Here is a 15995-nt window from a genome sequence, read left to right as displayed (position 1 = left end):
CTCGTGCACAGGTCGGGGACGGGGGCGGCGCGGTGTCCGCCGGCCCGGTTAGGGTCGACCCCGTGACGACAGCCCTGTACCGCCGGTACCGCCCGGACACCTTCCAGGAGGTCGTGGGTCAGGAGCACGTCACCGAACCGCTGATGACGGCTCTGAGCGCGGACCGCATCACCCACGCCTACCTCTTCTCCGGCCCGCGCGGCTGCGGCAAGACCACCTCGGCGCGCATCCTCGCGCGCTGCCTCAACTGCGAGCAGGGCCCCACGGACACCCCCTGCGGCACCTGCGACTCCTGCGTCGAGCTCGCCCGCGGGGGCAGCGGCTCCCTCGACGTCGTCGAGATCGACGCCGCCAGCCACAACGGCGTCGACGACGCGCGCGAGCTGCGCGAGCGCGCCAGCTATGCCCCGGTGCGCGACCGGTTCAAGATCTTCATCCTCGACGAGGCGCACATGGTCACCCCGCAGGGCTTCAACGCTCTGCTCAAGCTCGTCGAGGAGCCGCCCGAGCACGTGAAGTTCGTCTTCGCCACCACGGAGCCGGACAAGGTCATCGGGACGATCCGCTCGCGCACCCACCACTACCCCTTCCGGCTCGTGGGACCGCGGGTGCTCACCGCCTACCTCGCCGAGATCACCGCGAGCGAGGGGGTCGAGGTCGCCGACGGCGTCCTGCCGATGGTCGTGCGCGCCGGCGGCGGCTCGGTGCGTGACTCGCTGTCGGTGCTCGACCAGCTCGTCGCCGGTGCGGCCGAGGGGGCCCTGTCCCTCGAGCGGGCCTCTGCGCTGCTGGGCTTCACCGACGCCGCCCTGCTCGACGCGGTCGTCGATGCGCTCATCGACCGCGACGGCGCCGCCCTGTTCGGGGTCGTCGACGACGTGGTCTCCACCGGCCACGACCCGCGCCGCTTCGTCGAGGACCTGCTCGAGCGGCTCCGCGACCTCGTCGTGGTCGCACTTGCTGGGGAGCAGGCCGAGGCCGCCCTGCGCGGCGTCCCGCAGGACCAGCTTGCGCGCATGCAGCAGCAGGCCCACGCGATGGGTCCGGCTCGCCTGACGCGGGCCGCCGACCTCACCAACGCCGCGCTCTCGGCGATGACGGGGGCGACCAGCCCGCGGCTGCACCTCGAGCTGCTCTGCGCGCGGATCCTCCTGCCCGGCGTGGCCGACGCGGACTCCGCCGTCCTCGCGCGGGTCGAGAGCGTCGAGCAGGCGCTCGCCTCGGGCGTCCCGGCGCAGGGCGCCGGGGGAGGGGCCCCGGTGCGGACCGGATCCGCCCCCGAGCAGTCGGCCGGGTCGGCGGGATCCCCGACGACGCCGGGACCCACGCCCGCGGCGGCGGGGGGAGCCGCCCCCGCGACGACGCCGGGAGCCGGTGGTGCGGGCGACCATGCTGCCGCCGACGCCCCGTCCACCCGCGACGACCCGCCGACGCGCGCGCCCGAGCCGGTGCCGGACTGGCGGGCGGTCCTCTCGGCGCCGGGCAGCGGTGCCTCCGCCGCCGGTGCGCCGCCCGCCGGAGCTGCCTCTGGCGGTTCCTCGCCCGACGCTCCCGCCGGTGCCTCGACGGGTGGTGCGCCGCAGCAGACCCCCACCCCGGCCGACGACCGGCCGGCAGCCGTGGCGGACGACGGCGCGCCGTCACCCGCCGCACGCGTGCCCGATCCCGCCGAGCCGGCCGAGGCGGCCCGGCAGGCCGCCGCGCAGGCCGGCGGCGAGGGAGAGCCGCAGGACTCGGCGAGCCGGACGACGGGCGGCCCGGACCCGGCGCAGGGACCGGCCGTGCCGGCCCCAGCGCAGGCGCCCGCCCCACCTCAGGCGCCGACCGACGCGCAGCCCGGCGGCGTCGACCCGGCGGCCGTGCGCCAACGGTGGAACGAGGTCGTCGACGTCCTGGCCGGGCTGCGGCGGGCCACCTGGACCCTGGTGTCGATGAACGCCGTCGTCGGTGACGTCAGCGCCGAGGGCGTGCGCCTGGACTTCCCGAGCCCGGGCCTGGCCGAGGCCTTCCGCAACGGTGGCCACGCGGAGCCGGTGGAGGAGGCCGTGCACCGCACCTTCGGCGTGCGGCTGCGCGCCGTCGGCGCCGTCGCCGGGGCGGCCCCCGGCGGTGCGGGCGCGGCCCACGGGGCGACGCAGGGCGGGGCGCGGCAGCGCGCCCCACGCCCCGACCGCTCCTCCCGCCCGCCCTCGGGCGGCCCCGACGACGACCCCCGCGAACCGGGGGCCCGGCCCGGCCGGCCGGCGGCCGATGAGCCCGGCCCCGCGGCCGGTCCGGCCGGCCACGGCGAGAACAGCCGCGCCGGTGCGGCTCGCCCCGCCGACGAGGGCGACGCCGGCGCGCACGGCGGCCCGGCGCCCGGCGTCCCGCTGACGCCTGTCGGGCAGCCGGCCGTCGACCCCGACGGTGGCCCGAGCGAGGAGGCGCACACGGACGGGACGCCTGCCGTTCGCGGCCGTGCGACCGCCCCGCCCGCCCGTGAGACTCCCTCGCCCGGCCGCGGGTCGACGCCACCGGATCGCGAGAGCGCTCCGCCTGCCCGTGAGCCCGCCCCCGTCGGCCCCGACGGTTGGCCCGCGGTGGCCGTGCCCGGCGCCGCGCTCCGCGCGGCCGCCGGTGCCGACGCCCCGTCCAGCACCGACGCCTCGACCGGCGTCGGGAGCGCGCGAGTCGCGGCCGGCCCTCCTGCCGACCCCCTCGCCGAGCCCGACGAGGACGAGGACCCCGCCGACCTGCCCGGACCCGAGCCGGCCGACGACCCCTGGGCGCCCGGCCCCGGCGCCCGGCCGCACCCGAGCGAGGCCGTCGACGAACGCTCCGTCGTCGGACCCGACCCGGTCCCGTACGCCGACGGTGAGGCGCCGCCCGACCCGGAGGAGGAACCGGCCCCCGAGGACGGTGAGGAGACCGGCCCGCCGCCCCCGACGGTCCTGCCCGGCCAGCGCGCCCTCGACGGGCGGGTCGACCCGGCCGACGACGAGCCCTCGCCCGACGACCAGGACGCCGACGGATCGGGCCTGGTCGGCGTCGACCTCCTCGTGTCCGTCTTCGGTGCCCGCGTGCTCGAGCGGCGCGCTCCGACGCCGGATGTCCCCCCGGGGACGTAGGCTTCCCGCGTGTATGACGGCGCGGTTCAGGACCTGATCGACGAGCTGGGGCAGCTGCCCGGCATCGGGCCGAAGTCTGCCCAGCGGATCGCGTTCCACGTCCTCGCAGCCGACCCCGACGACGTCGCCCGCCTGGCCACCGCCCTGGTCGAGGTCAAGGCCAAGGTGCGGTTCTGCGACGAGTGCGGCAACGTCGCCGAGGCCGAGCAGTGCCGGATCTGCGCCGACCCGCGGCGCACCTGGGCCCAGCTGTGCGTCGTCGAGGAGCCCAAGGACGTCGTCGCCATCGAGCGCACCCGCGAGTTCCGGGGCCGCTACCACGTGCTCGGCGGCGTCATCGACCCCCTGCGCGGCATCGGCCCCAACGACCTGCGGATCGCCGACCTGCTCACCCGCCTCGGCAACCACCCCGTCGAGGAGGTCATCCTGGCGATGGACCCCAACATCGAGGGAGAGGCCACGGCGACCTACCTCATCCGCATGCTCGGCCAGCTCGAGATCCCTGTCTCGCGCCTCGCCGTCGGCCTGCCCGCGGGCGGCGACCTCGACTACGCCGACGAGGTCACCCTCGGTCGGTCGTTCGAGGGCCGCAAGCGGATCACCGCCTGACGGCCCGACACCCAGCGCGGCGATGCCCGAGCCCGACCTCACGGTCCTCCTGCTGCTGGTCCTGGCCGGGGCGGTGGCCGGCTGGATCGACGCCGTCGTCGGCGGCGGCGGGCTCATCCAGCTCCCCGCGCTGCTCCTGGTCCCTGGGATGAGCCCGCTCGCGGCCGTGGCCACCAACAAGGTCGGCTCGATCATGGGCACCACCGTCAGCTCGATCACCTACTACCGGCGCGTCCACGTCGACCTGCGCACGGCGCTGCCGATGGCCGGCGCCGCCCTGGTGGCCGCCGTCGGCGGCGCCGCGATCGCCTCCTCGATCCCCGAGCGGGCCTTCACCCCCGTCATCCTCGCCGCCTGCGTCGCGGTCCTGGTCTACACCGTGGCCCGCCCCAGCGTCGGGCGGGAGAACGCGCTGCGCCTGACGGGGACCCGCCACCTGCTCGCCGCCTGCGCCATCGGCGCCGTCATCGGCGTGTACGACGGCGTGCTCGGCCCCGGCACGGGGTCCTTCCTCGTCATCAGCCTCGTCGGTCTCCTCGGGTACGCGTTCCTCCAGGCCTCCGGCATCGCCAAGATCGTCAACCTCGCCACCAATCTCGGCGCGCTGGCCTTCTTCGTCCCGGCCGGGCACGTCGTCTGGGCCGCGGGGCTGGCCGTCGGCGTCGGCAACCTCACCGGCGGCTACGTCGGCGCCCGGATGGCCGTGGCCCACGGCTCGGGGTTCGTGCGCGTCGTCTTCGTCGTCGTCGTCTCGATCCTCGTCCTGCGCCTGGGCTGGCAGGCGGGCGAGGAGTCGGGCTGGTGGTAGCCCCGGCGTGACCCGTCAGACGGGTCCGCTGGGCGGGATCGCCCGTCCGCCAGTCGGGCATCCCCCTATCCTGGTTGGCACGACGGAGTCGGCGGTGCCTTGGCCGTCGGTCCACCATCGACACCTGGAGGCACCTCAGTGGCACTGGTCGTGCAGAAGTTCGGCGGGTCGTCCGTCGCCGATGCGGAGGCGCTGCGCCGGGTCGCCCGGCGGGTCGCCTCCACGAGGAGGGCGGGCCACGACGTCGTCGTGGTGGTCTCCGCGATGGGCGACACGACCGACGACCTCCTCGACCTCGCCGGCGAGGTGATGCCAGAGGACCCGCCCGCCCGTGAGCTCGACATCCTGCTCACCGCGGGCGAGCGCATCTCGATGTCGCTGCTCGCGATGGCGCTGACGGCCGAGGGGATCAGCGCCCGCTCCTACACGGGGCAGCAGGCCGGCCTCGTCACCGACGTCAACTACGGGCGCGCCTCGATCGTCAAGATGGCGCCCGGGCGGATCCTCCAGTCCCTCAAGGACGACCAGGTCGCCATCGTCGCCGGATTCCAGGGCGTCAACGAGCGCAACGACGTCACCACGCTGGGCCGCGGCGGCTCCGACACCACCGCCGTGGCGCTCGCCGCCTCGCTCGACGCCGACGTCTGCGAGATCTACTCCGACGTCGACGGCCTGTTCACCGCCGACCCGCGCGTCGTGCCCGCCGCCCGCAAGATCGACCGGATCTCGTTCGAGGAGACCCTCGAGCTCGCCTCCCACGGGGCGAAGATCCTCCACCTGCGGGCCGTGGAGTTCGCCCGCCGATACGGCGTGCCGCTGCACGTGCGCTCGTCGTTCTCGCACCTGGAGGGGACCCTGGTCACCTCCGAGGACACCTATGAGGGAGCCGACATGGAAGAACCGATCATCTCCGGCATCGCCCACGACGAGAGCCAGTCGAAGATCACGGTCGTCGACGTCCCGGACATCCCGGGCTCCGCGTCCCGCCTGTTCCGGGTCGTCGCCGCGGCCGACGCGAACATCGACATGATCGTCCAGAACGTCTCGGCCAAGGCCACCGGCACGACCGACATCTCCTTCACGCTCCCGACCGCCCAGGTCGGAGCCGCGCGGCGCGCACTCGAGGCGGCCCGCGAGGAGATCGGCTACGGGGAGCTGCGCGCGGACGAGGAGGTCGGCCTGCTCTCGCTGGTCGGCGCCGGCATGCGCTCCAACCCGGGTGTCTCCGCCAAGCTCTTCGACGCCCTGTACAACGCGGGCATCAACATCGAGATGATCTCGACCTCGGAGATCCGCATCTCCGTGGTCACCCGCATCGAGGACCTGACGACGGCCGTGCGCGCCGTGCACACGGCGTTCGAGCTCGATGCCGAGGACACCGAGGCGGTCGTGTACGGGGGGACCGGACGATGAGCGGGATCAACGTCGCGGTGGTCGGTGCCACCGGTCAGGTCGGTCGGGTCATCCGCGCCCTCCTCGAGGAGCGCCACTTCCCCGCCTCGAACGTGCGGTTCATCGCCACCGCACGCTCGGCCGGCACGCGGCTGCCGTTCCGCGGCGAGGAGATCGTCGTGGAGGACATCGCCACGGCCGACCCCGCCGGGATCGACGTCGCCCTGTTCTCCGCCGGCGGCGGCACGTCGCGGGAGTGGGCGCCGCGCTTCGCCGAGGCCGGGGCCGTCGTCGTCGACAACTCCTCGGCGTACCGCAAGGACCCCGAGGTGCCGCTCGTGGTCTCCGAGGTCAACCCGGAGGCCCTCGCCGACCGCCCGCGCGGCATCATCGCCAACCCCAACTGCACGACGATGGCCGCGATGCCGACCCTCAAGGCGCTGCACGAGGAGGCCGGCCTCGTCCGGCTCACCGTGACCAGCTACCAGGCCGTCTCCGGCTCGGGCGTGGCCGGCGTGCGCGAGCTGTCCGGCCAGCTGAAGGCCGGCATGTCCCAGGAGATCGAGGGCCTCGCCGTCGACGGCACCTCCGTCGAGCTGCCGGCCCCCGAGGTCTACGCCGAGCCGATCGCCTTCAACGTCGTCGCCCTGGCGGGCAACCTCGTCGACGACGGCTCGCGGGAGACCGACGAGGAGCAGAAGCTGCGCAACGAGTCGCGCAAGATCCTGGGCCTGCCCGACCTGCGGGTGGCCGGGACCTGCGTGCGCGTGCCGACCTTCTCCGGCCACGGCATGGCGGTCAACGCCGAGTTCGAGCGCCCCATCGACCCCGCCCGCGCCCTCGAGGTGCTCGCCGCCGCGCCCGGCGTCGAGCTCGAGGACGTGCCCACCCCGCTCAAGGGGACCGGCAAGGACTCGACCTTCGTCGGCCGCGTCCGGGCCGACGGCGCGGCACCGGACGGGCACGGCCTGGCGATGTTCGTCGTCGGGGACAACCTCCGCAAGGGGGCCGCGCTCAACGCCGTCCAGATCGCCGAGCTGCTCGCCGCCGAGCTCGGCGCCTGAGCGAACCACACGCCTGAGCGATCCCGGCCTCCGGCCGGTCGCCGGACCGGCGACCGGGCGGGTCCGGCCAGTGACCGGCCCCTGCCCGCGTGCGGGCCGGACGCGGGGGAGGAGTGTCCCGCGGACCTCCACCACCTCGCGAGCACCGTGGTGTTTCATGGTCGCCGTCCATGAGCACGAGGAGCGGGGAGGGCACGCAGGCATGACGACGGGCGGCCGGATCCGGGGACTCGACGGACTGCGGGCCCTCGGCTGCGCACTGGTCCTCGTCAACCACCTGTGGCCCTCCTGGGCGCCGGGCGGCAACATCGGCGTCGACGTCTTCTTCGTGGTCTCCGGCTTCCTCATCACCACGCTGCTCGTGGGGGAGATCGGCCGGACGGGCTCGGTCGACGTCGTCGCCTTCGTCGGCCGGCGCCTGCGCCGTCTCGCCCCGGCGGTGGTCGTGTGCGCGCTCGCGGTCACCGCGCTCGCGGCCTGGGTCGGCGGTGACGTGCTCGTCGGCATCGGCCGGCAGCTCGCGGGCACGCTGACCTTCACCGCGAACTGGGTGCAGGTCGCCGGGGGGCAGAGCTACTTCGACCAGCAGACCCCGGCGCCGCTCACCCACGCCTGGTCGCTGGGTGTCGAGCAGCAGTTCTACCTGCTGTGGCCCTTCCTCCTGCTGCTCATCTGGCGCGCCCCGCAGCGGGTGCGCCCCTGGCTCGCGCTCGCCGTCGGCGCCGCCTCCCTCGCCCTGGCCGCGGTGCTCGGCGGCTCGCGCGCCTACCTCGGCACCGACACGCACCTCTACGGCCTCATGCTCGGGGCGGCCCTCGCCCTGGCCCTCGTGCCGCGCCGCCAGGACCCGCAGGCGCTGTGGTACCCGCCGGGCTGGGGCCCGACGCCGAGCGCGGCGCGGGCGGGCGTGCGCGGGGCGGCGGGCTGGGCGGCCCTCGTCGCGCTCGTCCCCCTGGCGGTCCTCGTGCCCGCCTCCTCCGAGCTTGCCACGCCCTGGCTGCTGCTGGCCGCCTCCGTCCTCACCGTGACGGTGGTCCAGGCGCTGACCCCGGCCGTCCTCGCCGCCGCCCCGGGCCGCTCCCTCATCCGGGTGCTCGAGCTGCGGCCGGTGGTGTGGACCGGGGAGCGCTCCTACTCGATCTACCTGTGGCACTGGCCGCTGCTCGTGCTCGCCCACGCGCAGTGGCCCACCGCCGACGAGCGCGTGGTGGCCCTCGGCGTGCTGGCCGCGACGCTGCTCGCGGCCGAGGCCAGCCACCGCTGGGTCGAGACCCCCTTCCGGCGCCACGGGGTGGCCGGGGTGCTGCGCGTGCTGCGGCGGCGCGCGGTCACGCTGGGGGTGCCGGCGGCCATGGCCTCCGTCCTTGTCCTCGGCGGCACGGTCTGGGCGGTCGAGCGGGCCCCGGCCCGTACCGAGGCCGAGGAGCTGTTCGCCTCGGGTATCGGCGAGGGCGGGGTCACCACCTACCCGCGCGGCGAGGACCCCGGGTCCGCGGAGTCACCCTCCGGGGAGTCGCCGTCGCAGGAGGGCGACGCCGACGAGGACCGCCCCGACGGCGAACGACCCGACGAGGACCGGCCGGAGGAGGAGGCGTCACCGGCGGGGGAGCCCGTGCCCGGTGAGGACGTGAGCGTCGTCGGCGACTCGGTCACGCTCGCCTCGGGGCCAGCGATCGGCGAGACCCTCCCCGGGGTGACCGTCGACGCCGAGACCTCGCGGTTCTTCCCGGCCGAGGTGGACATCGTCGAGCGGATGGCCGCCGAGGGCACTCTGCGGGGGCACGTGGTCCTCGCGGGGGCGACCAACGGGGAGATCGCGCCGCACCACCTCGACCGGCTGCTGGCGGCGACGGGGGAGAGGTGCGTGGTGCTCGTGACCGGTCACGCGCCACCGAGCGCCACCTGGGTGCCCGGCGCGAACGAGACGATCCGCGAGGCCGCCGAGGCGCACGAGCGGGTCGTGGTCGCGGACTGGCACGCCGTCGCCGAGGGGTCCCCGGACCTGCTCGCGAGCGACGGCATCCACCCGGGGACCGAGGGCGCGCGGCTGTACGCGGACACCGTCGACGAGGCCCTCCGGTCCTGCCCCTGATCGGCTCCGCCGTGCGCGCGCAGGGACCCTCTACCACATCCTGCGGGGCACCCGTCACGCGGAGGTAGGGGAGAGGTGCCTCATCCTGGGGGCGGAGAAGATCGGCGGGAAGTTCAGCCTGCCGAGGGTCTCCCCGTCGACGGCGGCTTGGCACCATTGTTCGTGGGCGCGGGGGCGTCCGAGAAGTACACCGTGGCGCGTCCCGGACGATCCGGGGGGACAGCCGGGACGCGCCACGGAACTTCAGCGCAGGCGCCGGACGGATCGCAGGGGGGTTCGTCGGGACCGCGCACATCGTGACGAAGGGCCGCAGGCACACAGCCTGCGGCCCTTCGGTCGTCTTCGGGGTGTGTGGGTCGGACTCGGTCGCGCTCGTCGTCGAGCACGCCACCGCCCTGTTGCCTCCATGGTACGGCGCGAGGGGGGACTTGCGGCAAGGCCCCCCTCGTGGGGCAGCATCTCGGCTTCCGCGCGCCGACCCGAACGGGAGCCCTGTGACCGCCGCACGCATGTTCGACCTCGCCGACCACCTCCGCGCCAAGGACGACCCCGCCCTCCTGGCCGACGACGACGAGCACCTCGCCGCCGTCGTCGCCGCCCTCGACGACCGCGTCGCCCGGCTCGCCGCCCGGCTGGACCGCGTCCGCAAGGACCCCGCCGGCGGCGGTCAGCAGGCGCTCGAGCGCGACCAGGAGGTGCACCGCCTCACCGGCCGGCTGCGGACCGCCCTGCGCTTCGGCGCCGAGACCTGCCTGGGGCGCATGCAGCCCGCCGACGGCGGTGCGCCGGTGTACGTCGGGCGCACCGGCCTGACCGACGACCGCGGGCGGCGCCTGCTGGTCGACTGGCGCTCGCCCGCCGCCGAACCCTTCTTCGGGGCGACGCACGCCGACCCCATGGGCCTGGCCTCCCGCCGCCGCTACCGGTGGAGCCGGGGGCGGGTCACCGACTACTGGGACGAGGTCTTCACCGGCGACGTCGACGACGTCACCGCACCGGACGACCGGTCGGCGTTCCTCGCGAGCCTGGGCGCCGGCCGATCGGAGCGCATGCGCGACGTGCTCGCGACCATCCAGGCGGACCAGGACGCGATCATCCGCGCCGGCGCCGACGGCACCCTGGTGGTGGAGGGCGGCCCGGGCACCGGGAAGACCGTCGTCGCCCTGCACCGGGCGGCCTACCTCCTGCACGCCGAGCCGCGGCTCGGGCACCGGCGCGGTGGGGTGCTGCTCGTGGGACCGCACGACCCGTACCTGTCGTACGTGGCGGACGTGCTGCCGAACCTCGGCGAGGACGGCGTGCGCGCGTGCACCCTGCGCGACCTCGTCCCCGAGGGCGCGTCGGCGGAGCCGGAGGAGGACCCGGCGGTGGCGCACCTCAAGGCCTCCGCCACGCTCGTCGATGCGGTCGCCGCGGTGGTCGACCTCTACGAGGAGCCGCCGCAGGAGCGGCTCGTCGTGGACATGCCGTGGACCGAGCTCGTGGTCGAGCCCGAGGACTGGGCGACGGCGTTCCGCGCCCCGGAGTTCGGGCTCCCGCACAACGAGGCCCAGGACCAGGTCTGGGAGGAGCTCGTCGAGCTGCTCGTGGAGAAGGTCGTCGAGGACGGGGACCTCACGCACGACCGGGTGCGTCGAGCGCTGCGGACGCACGGCGGGCTCCGCGCGGCCCTCGAGCGGGCGTGGCCCGTCCTCGACCCGACCGACGTCGTGGCGGACATGTGGGAGGTGCCGGCCCTGCTGCGGCGGTGCGCGCCGGGCCTGACGGCCGACGAGCGTCGCCTGCTGCGCCGCGCCGAGCCCCGGTCCTGGACGACGGCGGACCTGCCGCTCCTGGACGCGGCCCGCCGCCGGGCGGGCCGTGGGCGGACGCGCTCGGAGCGCGCAGCCGACCTCGCCGTCGAGGTGGAGCAGGAGCAGCTCGACCACGCCGTGGACCGCATCCTCGCGGCGAACGACGACCCGGAGAGCCCCGTCGTCATGCTCCGCGGCGGCGACCTGCGTGCGGCGCTCGACAGGGGCATCACGCGGGCCACCCCCGAGGTCGACGACCTGGCCGGCCCCTTCGCCCACGTCGTCGTCGACGAGGCGCAGGAGCTGACCGACGCCGAGTGGCGGATGCTGCGTGCCCGCTGCCCGTCCGGGAGCATGACGGTCGTGGGCGACCGCGCGCAGGCGCGCGGGGGCTTCGCCGAGTCCTGGGACGAGCGGCTGGGGCGCAACGGCCTGACGCACGTGCGGCGGGCGGGCCTCTCGGTCAACTACCGCACGCCCGAGGAGGTCATGGCGGAGGCGGAGCCCCTGGTGCGCTCCGTGCTGCCCGACGCCGAGGTGCCGACCTCGGTGCGCAGCTCGGGCATCCCGGTGCATCACGGCCTCGTCGACGAGCTCGAGGACGTCCTCGCGCGCTGGGAGCGGGAGGTCGCCGCCCACGGGGAGGGCGTCGCCTGCGTCGTCGGCCACCCGTCGTTCCCGGAACGCGACCGGGTCCGGTCGCTGGCCCCCGAGCTCACCAAGGGCCTGGAGTTCGACCTCGTCGTCCTCGTGGCGCCGTCGCGGTGGGACGCGGGCGGCGGTGACGGTGCGGTCGTCGCCGGCGTCGTCGACCGCTACGTCGCGATGACGCGGGCGACGCAGCACCTGGTCGTCCTCGAGTGAACGGTGAGCCCCCGATCCTTCGGGGTCGGGCCGGGCGCGAACGACGAAGGGCCGCCTCCCTGCGTCTCCGCAGGTCGGCGGCCCTTCACGTGGTCGGGGTGACAGGATTTGAACCTGCGACCTCTTCGTCCCGAACGAAGCGCGCTACCAAGCTGCGCCACACCCCGAGGGAACCGGACCAGCCTACCCGGCGGATCGGGCCGCGGCGCACGCGCACCAGGTGGTACGGCACACACGGCGACGCCGACGGCCTCAGCCCTCGCCGCGCGGCGCGACGAGCGTGAGCACGGTCGCCTCGGGCCGGCACGCGAGGCGGACCTGCGCGTACGGGCTCGTGCCGAGGCCGGCGGAGACGTGCAGCCAGGTCGAGACCTCCCCGCCCGGCCGGTCCGGACGCGCACCGGGCCAGCCGTGCAGGCCCGAGGCGCGGCCCCGGTCGAGGTCGCAGTTGGTCACCAGCGCCCCGTAGAACGGCACGCACACCTGCCCGCCGTGCGTGTGCCCGGCCAGGATGAGGTCGCACCCGTCGTCGGCCATGGCGTCGAGCACGCGCGTGTACGGCGCGTGCGTCACCCCCAGGTGGACGGTGGGCACGGCCCCGTCCCCGCCGGGGGTCGCACCCGCGGGCGCGTCGGCCGGGGCCGGAAACCGGTCGAGGTCACGGTGGGCGTCGTCGACCCCGACGGCGGTGACCCGCACCCCCCGCACCTCGACGGCGTCGCGACGGTTGTTGAGATCGATCCAGGCCCCGGAGGTGAGCATGTCGACGAGCTCGCCGGTCGGCAGCGGGCTCGGACCGGAGTCGTCGTCGGCGGCCTCGTGCTCGGTCGACGGGCCGGTGAGGTAGCGCAGCGGGTTGCGCCACTCGGGCGCGGCGTAGTCGTTGGAGCCGAGCACGAGGAAGCCCGGCACGTCGAGGAACCCGCCGAGGGCCTGGCGCAGGGGCTCGATCGCGTCCGGCGAGGCGATGAGGTCACCGGTGGCGACCACGAGGTCGACCTCGACGTCCTGCAGGGAGCGCAGCCAGCGCAGCTTCGCCCGCTGCGTGGGCAGCAGGTGCAGGTCGGACAGGTGGAGGATCCGCAGCGGCTCCTTGCCGCCCGCGAGCGTGGTCACCCGATGGTGGCGCAGCGTGAACATGCGCGTCTCGGCCACCGACCAGGTGGCCACGGCGGCGGGCACGGCCGCCAGCGCGTAGGGCCAGGCCGCCTTCGTCACGCGGCGGGCACCGCGCCAGGCGGCCGAGCCGGCGGCGCGCCAGGGCACGCCCACTAGTCGTCCTCGCCCGAGGGCGTCTCGGTGGGCGGCGGGTCGGACGTCTCGTCCTCGCCGGAGTCGTCGCTCTCCTCGTCCGGCGGCGGCTGCTCGGTGGCCGGCTCCTCGGTCGGCGGCCCGGAGGAGGGGTAGATGTTGACGACCGAGCCGCGCGGGGCGGAGGTGCCCGCGGCCGGGCTGCTGGCCGCGATCCCGCCGGCGCGCCACTCGGAGGCGCGCGGGGTGCCCACGCTCACCGTGAACCCGGCGCGCTCGAGCAGCGTCGTCGCGTCGTCGACCGAGTACCCGACCACGTCCGGCACGGGGACGCTGGGTCCGTCGTCGTCGTCCGCCTGACGGTTGCTCGTGGCCGTGGACAGCTCGAGGACCTCCTCGCCCTCGAGCGCGCGGTCCATGTACTGGGCGAACACCATCGCCGGGTACAGGCCGCCGTAGACCTCGGCGTGGAACTGCCCGTTGATGGTGGAGTCGAACATCGACTCGTTGGAGTCGATGTGGCCCATCCACACCGCCGTCGCCAGCTGCGGGGTGAACCCGCTGAACCATGCGGCGGCGTCCGCGTTGGCGGTACCCGTCTTGCCGGCGGCCGGACGGCCGTCCGCCAGGACCGCGTTGGCGCCCGTCGAGTCGGGCTGCACCACCTCGGCCAGCGCCGTCGTCACCTCGCCGGCGACCTCCGGCGCGAGCGCCTCGGTGCAGGTGGCCTCGGGCAGCGGCACCTCGTTGCCGGCGGAGTCCGTGGCCTCGAGGATCGCCACCGGGTCGCAGTGCACGCCGTCGGCGGCCAGGGTGGCGAACGCCTCGGCGATCTGCATCGGGGTGTTCTGGTTCGAGCCGAGGATCATCGCCGGGTTCGGGTTCATGTCCGAGCCGTTGGCCTGCTCGTCGACCCCCATCGAGGCGGCCGTGTCGAGGATGTCGCAGAGGTCCATGTCGACGGCCATCTCGATGAACGGGGTGTTGATCGAGCGTGCCGTCGCGTCGCGGACCGTCACCAGCCCTCGCGCGGCACCCAGGCCGGACTCGAGGTTGCCGGGCTCGTAGTCCGCCGCCCAGCTCGGCGCGCAGGAGATGTCCCACTCGGCGCGCCGGAAGGTGCGGTCGGTGGCCGAGACGCGGTCGTTGATCGAGCGCCCCTCGTTGACCCACTCGGTGAGGGTGAAGACCTTGAACAACGAGCCCGTGAGGAAGCCGTTGCCCCCGCCGCGGTCCGTGCCGACGTTGAGGTTGATGAGCGTCGCGTCCTGGTCGGTCTCCGTGGGCGGGCCGTAGTTGGTGTTCTGCACCATCGCCTGGATCCGGCCCGTCCCGGGCTCCAGGGAGGTCAGCGCCATGCGGATGTCCGAGGGGTCGGTGACGGGCACGTTGGTCGTCACCGTCTCGTAGGCGGCGGCCTGACGCTCGAGGTCGAGAGTCGTGGTGATCGTCAGACCGCCGCGGTAGAGCATGCCCTGCCGGTCGGCCAGCGAGTCGCCCCACGCCTCGTTGGCGAGCAGCTCCTTGACGACGTAGTCGCAGAAGTAGGCGGCGTTGCCCGCGGCCCCGCACCCGTTCTGCGTGTAGGTGACGTCGAGCATGTCGGCCACCGGGGTGGCCACCGCCTCGGCGTGCTGCTCCTCGGTGATGAAGTCCAGGCGGAGCATGTTGTCCAGCACGAGGTTGCGGCGCACCTCGGCGTTGTCCGGGTGCTCCACCGGGTCCCACCGGGCCGGCGACTGCGTGATGCCCGCCATGAGGGCGGCCTCGGCGACGGTCATCTCCGCGGCCGAGTGGTTGAAGTAGTGCCACGACGCCGACTCGACCCCGTACACCGACGGCCCGAACTGGGCGATGTTGAGGTAGCCGGTGAGGATCTCGTCCTTCGACTGCTGCTGCTCGAGCGCGATGGCGAGCTGGGCCTCGCGGAGCTTGCGGCCGAGCGAGGTCTCCACCGCGCCCTCGATCGCCTCGGCGTCGCCCGTGCGGCGGCCCTGCTCGATGAGCAGGTTCTTCACGTACTGCTGCGTGAGCGTCGACGCACCGGCGAGCGCGCCGCCCGTGATGTTGTTGACGGTGGCGCGCATGATGCCCTGCAGGTCCACGCCGTTGTGCGAGTAGAACCGCTCGTCCTCGATCGCCACCACCGCGTACTTCATGTTCGAGGAGATCGCGTCGGACTCCACGATGATGCGGTTCTCCGCGTAGAACGTCCCCAGCAGCGTGCCGTCGGCCGCGAGGATCGTCGAGCGCTCGGAGGGCTCAGGGATGCCGAGCTCGGCCGGCAGGTCGCTGAACAGGTCGGTGCCCGCCCGGGTGACCTGCCCCGACGTCGCCACGGCCGGCATCACCAGGGCGGCGCTGAGCAGACCGCCGGCGATCGAGACCAGGACGAACGCGAGCAGCATGACGATCGCCTGGTCGACGCGAAGGCTGCGCCGGGGCGTGGAGGAGCCGCGGGTCATGCGTTCAGGGTACGCACCGGCCCGTGCGCACGGGTGCAACGCGCGTCACGTCGCGGGTGACCATCAGGTGGCGATCTCGTCTCATCTGCATGGAAGGGTCTTCCCATAACTCGATCATCCGGTTACTTTCAGCCTGACTGTGTTTCGACCCGGCAGCGTCCGGGGCAGTGCGGTGTGATTCCGCGAGAGAGGTGTGACGCGTTGACTGACGCAAGCTGGACGATGAAGGCAGCGTGCGCGGAGATGGACCCCGACGTCCTTTTCGCCGAGGGACCGGCCCAGCGCCAGGTGCGCTCCCTGTGCTTCGCCTGCCCCGTCCGACTGGAGTGCCTGGCCGACGCGCTGGAGGCCGGCTCCGTGCAGGGTGTCTGGGGCGGGCTCACCGAGCGCGAGCGACGCGCGCTGCGCCGCCGCTACCCCGCGGTCACCTCGTGGAGCGAGGCTCTGCGCCGGGAGGACGACGCGGTCATCGCCCAGCTCCGTCAGGCCGAGGCGCCCCGCCTGCTCATGTCGCGCTCGAGCTCCTGACGCCCCCGGCGGCGACCCCTAG

10 protein-coding genes and 1 tRNA gene are annotated in these 15995 nt (G+C 74.6%); 8 read left to right on the top strand and 3 right to left on the bottom strand.

What is annotated here, in order from left to right:
• Nucleotides 1–62: 62 nt before the first annotated feature.
• From AC3D3D_RS07570 to helR, 7 genes are all read left to right on the top strand, one after another.
• Nucleotides 63–3107, top strand: a complete 3045-nt coding sequence (locus AC3D3D_RS07570; RefSeq protein ID WP_463662712.1) for a DNA polymerase III subunit gamma and tau — start codon at nt 63–65, stop codon at nt 3105–3107.
• A 9-nt stretch (nt 3108–3116) separates the two neighbouring features.
• Nucleotides 3117–3716, top strand: coding sequence for a recombination mediator RecR (recR, locus tag AC3D3D_RS07565; protein WP_463662713.1), 600 nt, complete (start codon nt 3117–3119; stop codon nt 3714–3716).
• A gap of 22 nt (nt 3717–3738) precedes the next feature.
• Nucleotides 3739–4524 (top strand): sulfite exporter TauE/SafE family protein, encoded by a 786-nt coding sequence (locus AC3D3D_RS07560; protein ID WP_463662714.1) that lies wholly within the window; start codon nt 3739–3741, stop codon nt 4522–4524.
• A gap of 138 nt (nt 4525–4662) precedes the next feature.
• A complete protein-coding gene (locus AC3D3D_RS07555; protein ID WP_463662715.1) occupies nt 4663–5937 on the top strand; it encodes an aspartate kinase in 1275 nt (424 codons plus the stop codon).
• Nucleotides 5934–6980, top strand: a complete 1047-nt coding sequence (locus AC3D3D_RS07550) for an aspartate-semialdehyde dehydrogenase (RefSeq protein ID WP_463662716.1) — start codon at nt 5934–5936, stop codon at nt 6978–6980. The genes AC3D3D_RS07555 and AC3D3D_RS07550 overlap by 4 nt, the downstream gene beginning before the upstream one ends.
• A 157-nt stretch (nt 6981–7137) precedes the next feature.
• Nucleotides 7138–9072, top strand: coding sequence for an acyltransferase family protein (locus tag AC3D3D_RS07545; protein ID WP_463662717.1), 1935 nt, complete (start codon nt 7138–7140; stop codon nt 9070–9072).
• 509 nt (nt 9073–9581) lie between these two features.
• Nucleotides 9582–11729 carry an RNA polymerase recycling motor ATPase HelR gene (helR, locus tag AC3D3D_RS07540; RefSeq protein ID WP_463662789.1) on the top strand — a complete coding sequence of 716 codons (2148 nt, stop codon included), beginning with the start codon at nt 9582–9584 and terminating at the stop codon, nt 11727–11729.
• A 90-nt stretch (nt 11730–11819) separates the two neighbouring features.
• On the opposite strand, the gene AC3D3D_RS07535 is transcribed toward helR, so the two are convergent.
• The 3 genes from AC3D3D_RS07535 to AC3D3D_RS07525 all read right to left on the bottom strand — a co-directional run bounded on the left by AC3D3D_RS07535 (nt 11820) and on the right by AC3D3D_RS07525 (nt 15445).
• A tRNA-Pro gene (locus AC3D3D_RS07535) sits at nt 11820–11896 on the bottom strand.
• 85 nt (nt 11897–11981) lie between these two features.
• Nucleotides 11982–13001 (bottom strand): metallophosphoesterase, encoded by a 1020-nt coding sequence (locus tag AC3D3D_RS07530; protein ID WP_463662718.1) that lies wholly within the window; start codon nt 12999–13001, stop codon nt 11982–11984.
• Complete coding sequence (locus AC3D3D_RS07525) at nt 13001–15445, bottom strand: transglycosylase domain-containing protein (RefSeq protein ID WP_463662719.1); 2445 nt, start codon at nt 15443–15445, stop codon at nt 13001–13003. Before AC3D3D_RS07525 ends, AC3D3D_RS07530 begins: the two co-directional genes overlap by 1 nt.
• A 222-nt stretch (nt 15446–15667) precedes the next feature.
• Here AC3D3D_RS07525 and AC3D3D_RS07520 point away from each other — a divergent pair, with 222 nt between their 5' ends.
• On the top strand, nt 15668–15973 hold the full coding sequence (locus tag AC3D3D_RS07520; protein WP_463662720.1) for a WhiB family transcriptional regulator: 306 nt from the start codon (nt 15668–15670) through the stop codon (nt 15971–15973).
• Nucleotides 15974–15995 lie beyond the last annotated feature (22 nt).

This window comes from Georgenia sp. X1117 (genome assembly GCF_057784635.1).
Note: the sequence above shows the minus strand (reverse complement) of the source record. Positions and strands in the feature narration are given on the sequence as shown.

Excerpts from the sequence above, each read along its gene's own strand:
- AC3D3D_RS07560 (WP_463662714.1), top strand. The coding sequence starts at position 3,739 with ATGCCCGAGCCCGACCTCACGGTCCTCCTGCTGCTGGTCCTGGCCGGG.
- AC3D3D_RS07550 (WP_463662716.1), top strand. The coding sequence starts at position 5,934 with ATGAGCGGGATCAACGTCGCGGTGGTCGGTGCCACCGGTCAGGTCGGT.
- helR (WP_463662789.1), top strand. The coding sequence starts at position 9,582 with ATGTTCGACCTCGCCGACCACCTCCGCGCCAAGGACGACCCCGCCCTC.
- AC3D3D_RS07545 (WP_463662717.1), top strand. The coding sequence starts at position 7,138 with ATGGTCGCCGTCCATGAGCACGAGGAGCGGGGAGGGCACGCAGGCATG.
- AC3D3D_RS07525 (WP_463662719.1), bottom strand. The coding sequence starts at position 15,445 with ATGACCCGCGGCTCCTCCACGCCCCGGCGCAGCCTTCGCGTCGACCAG.
- AC3D3D_RS07520 (WP_463662720.1), top strand. The coding sequence starts at position 15,668 with ATGAAGGCAGCGTGCGCGGAGATGGACCCCGACGTCCTTTTCGCCGAG.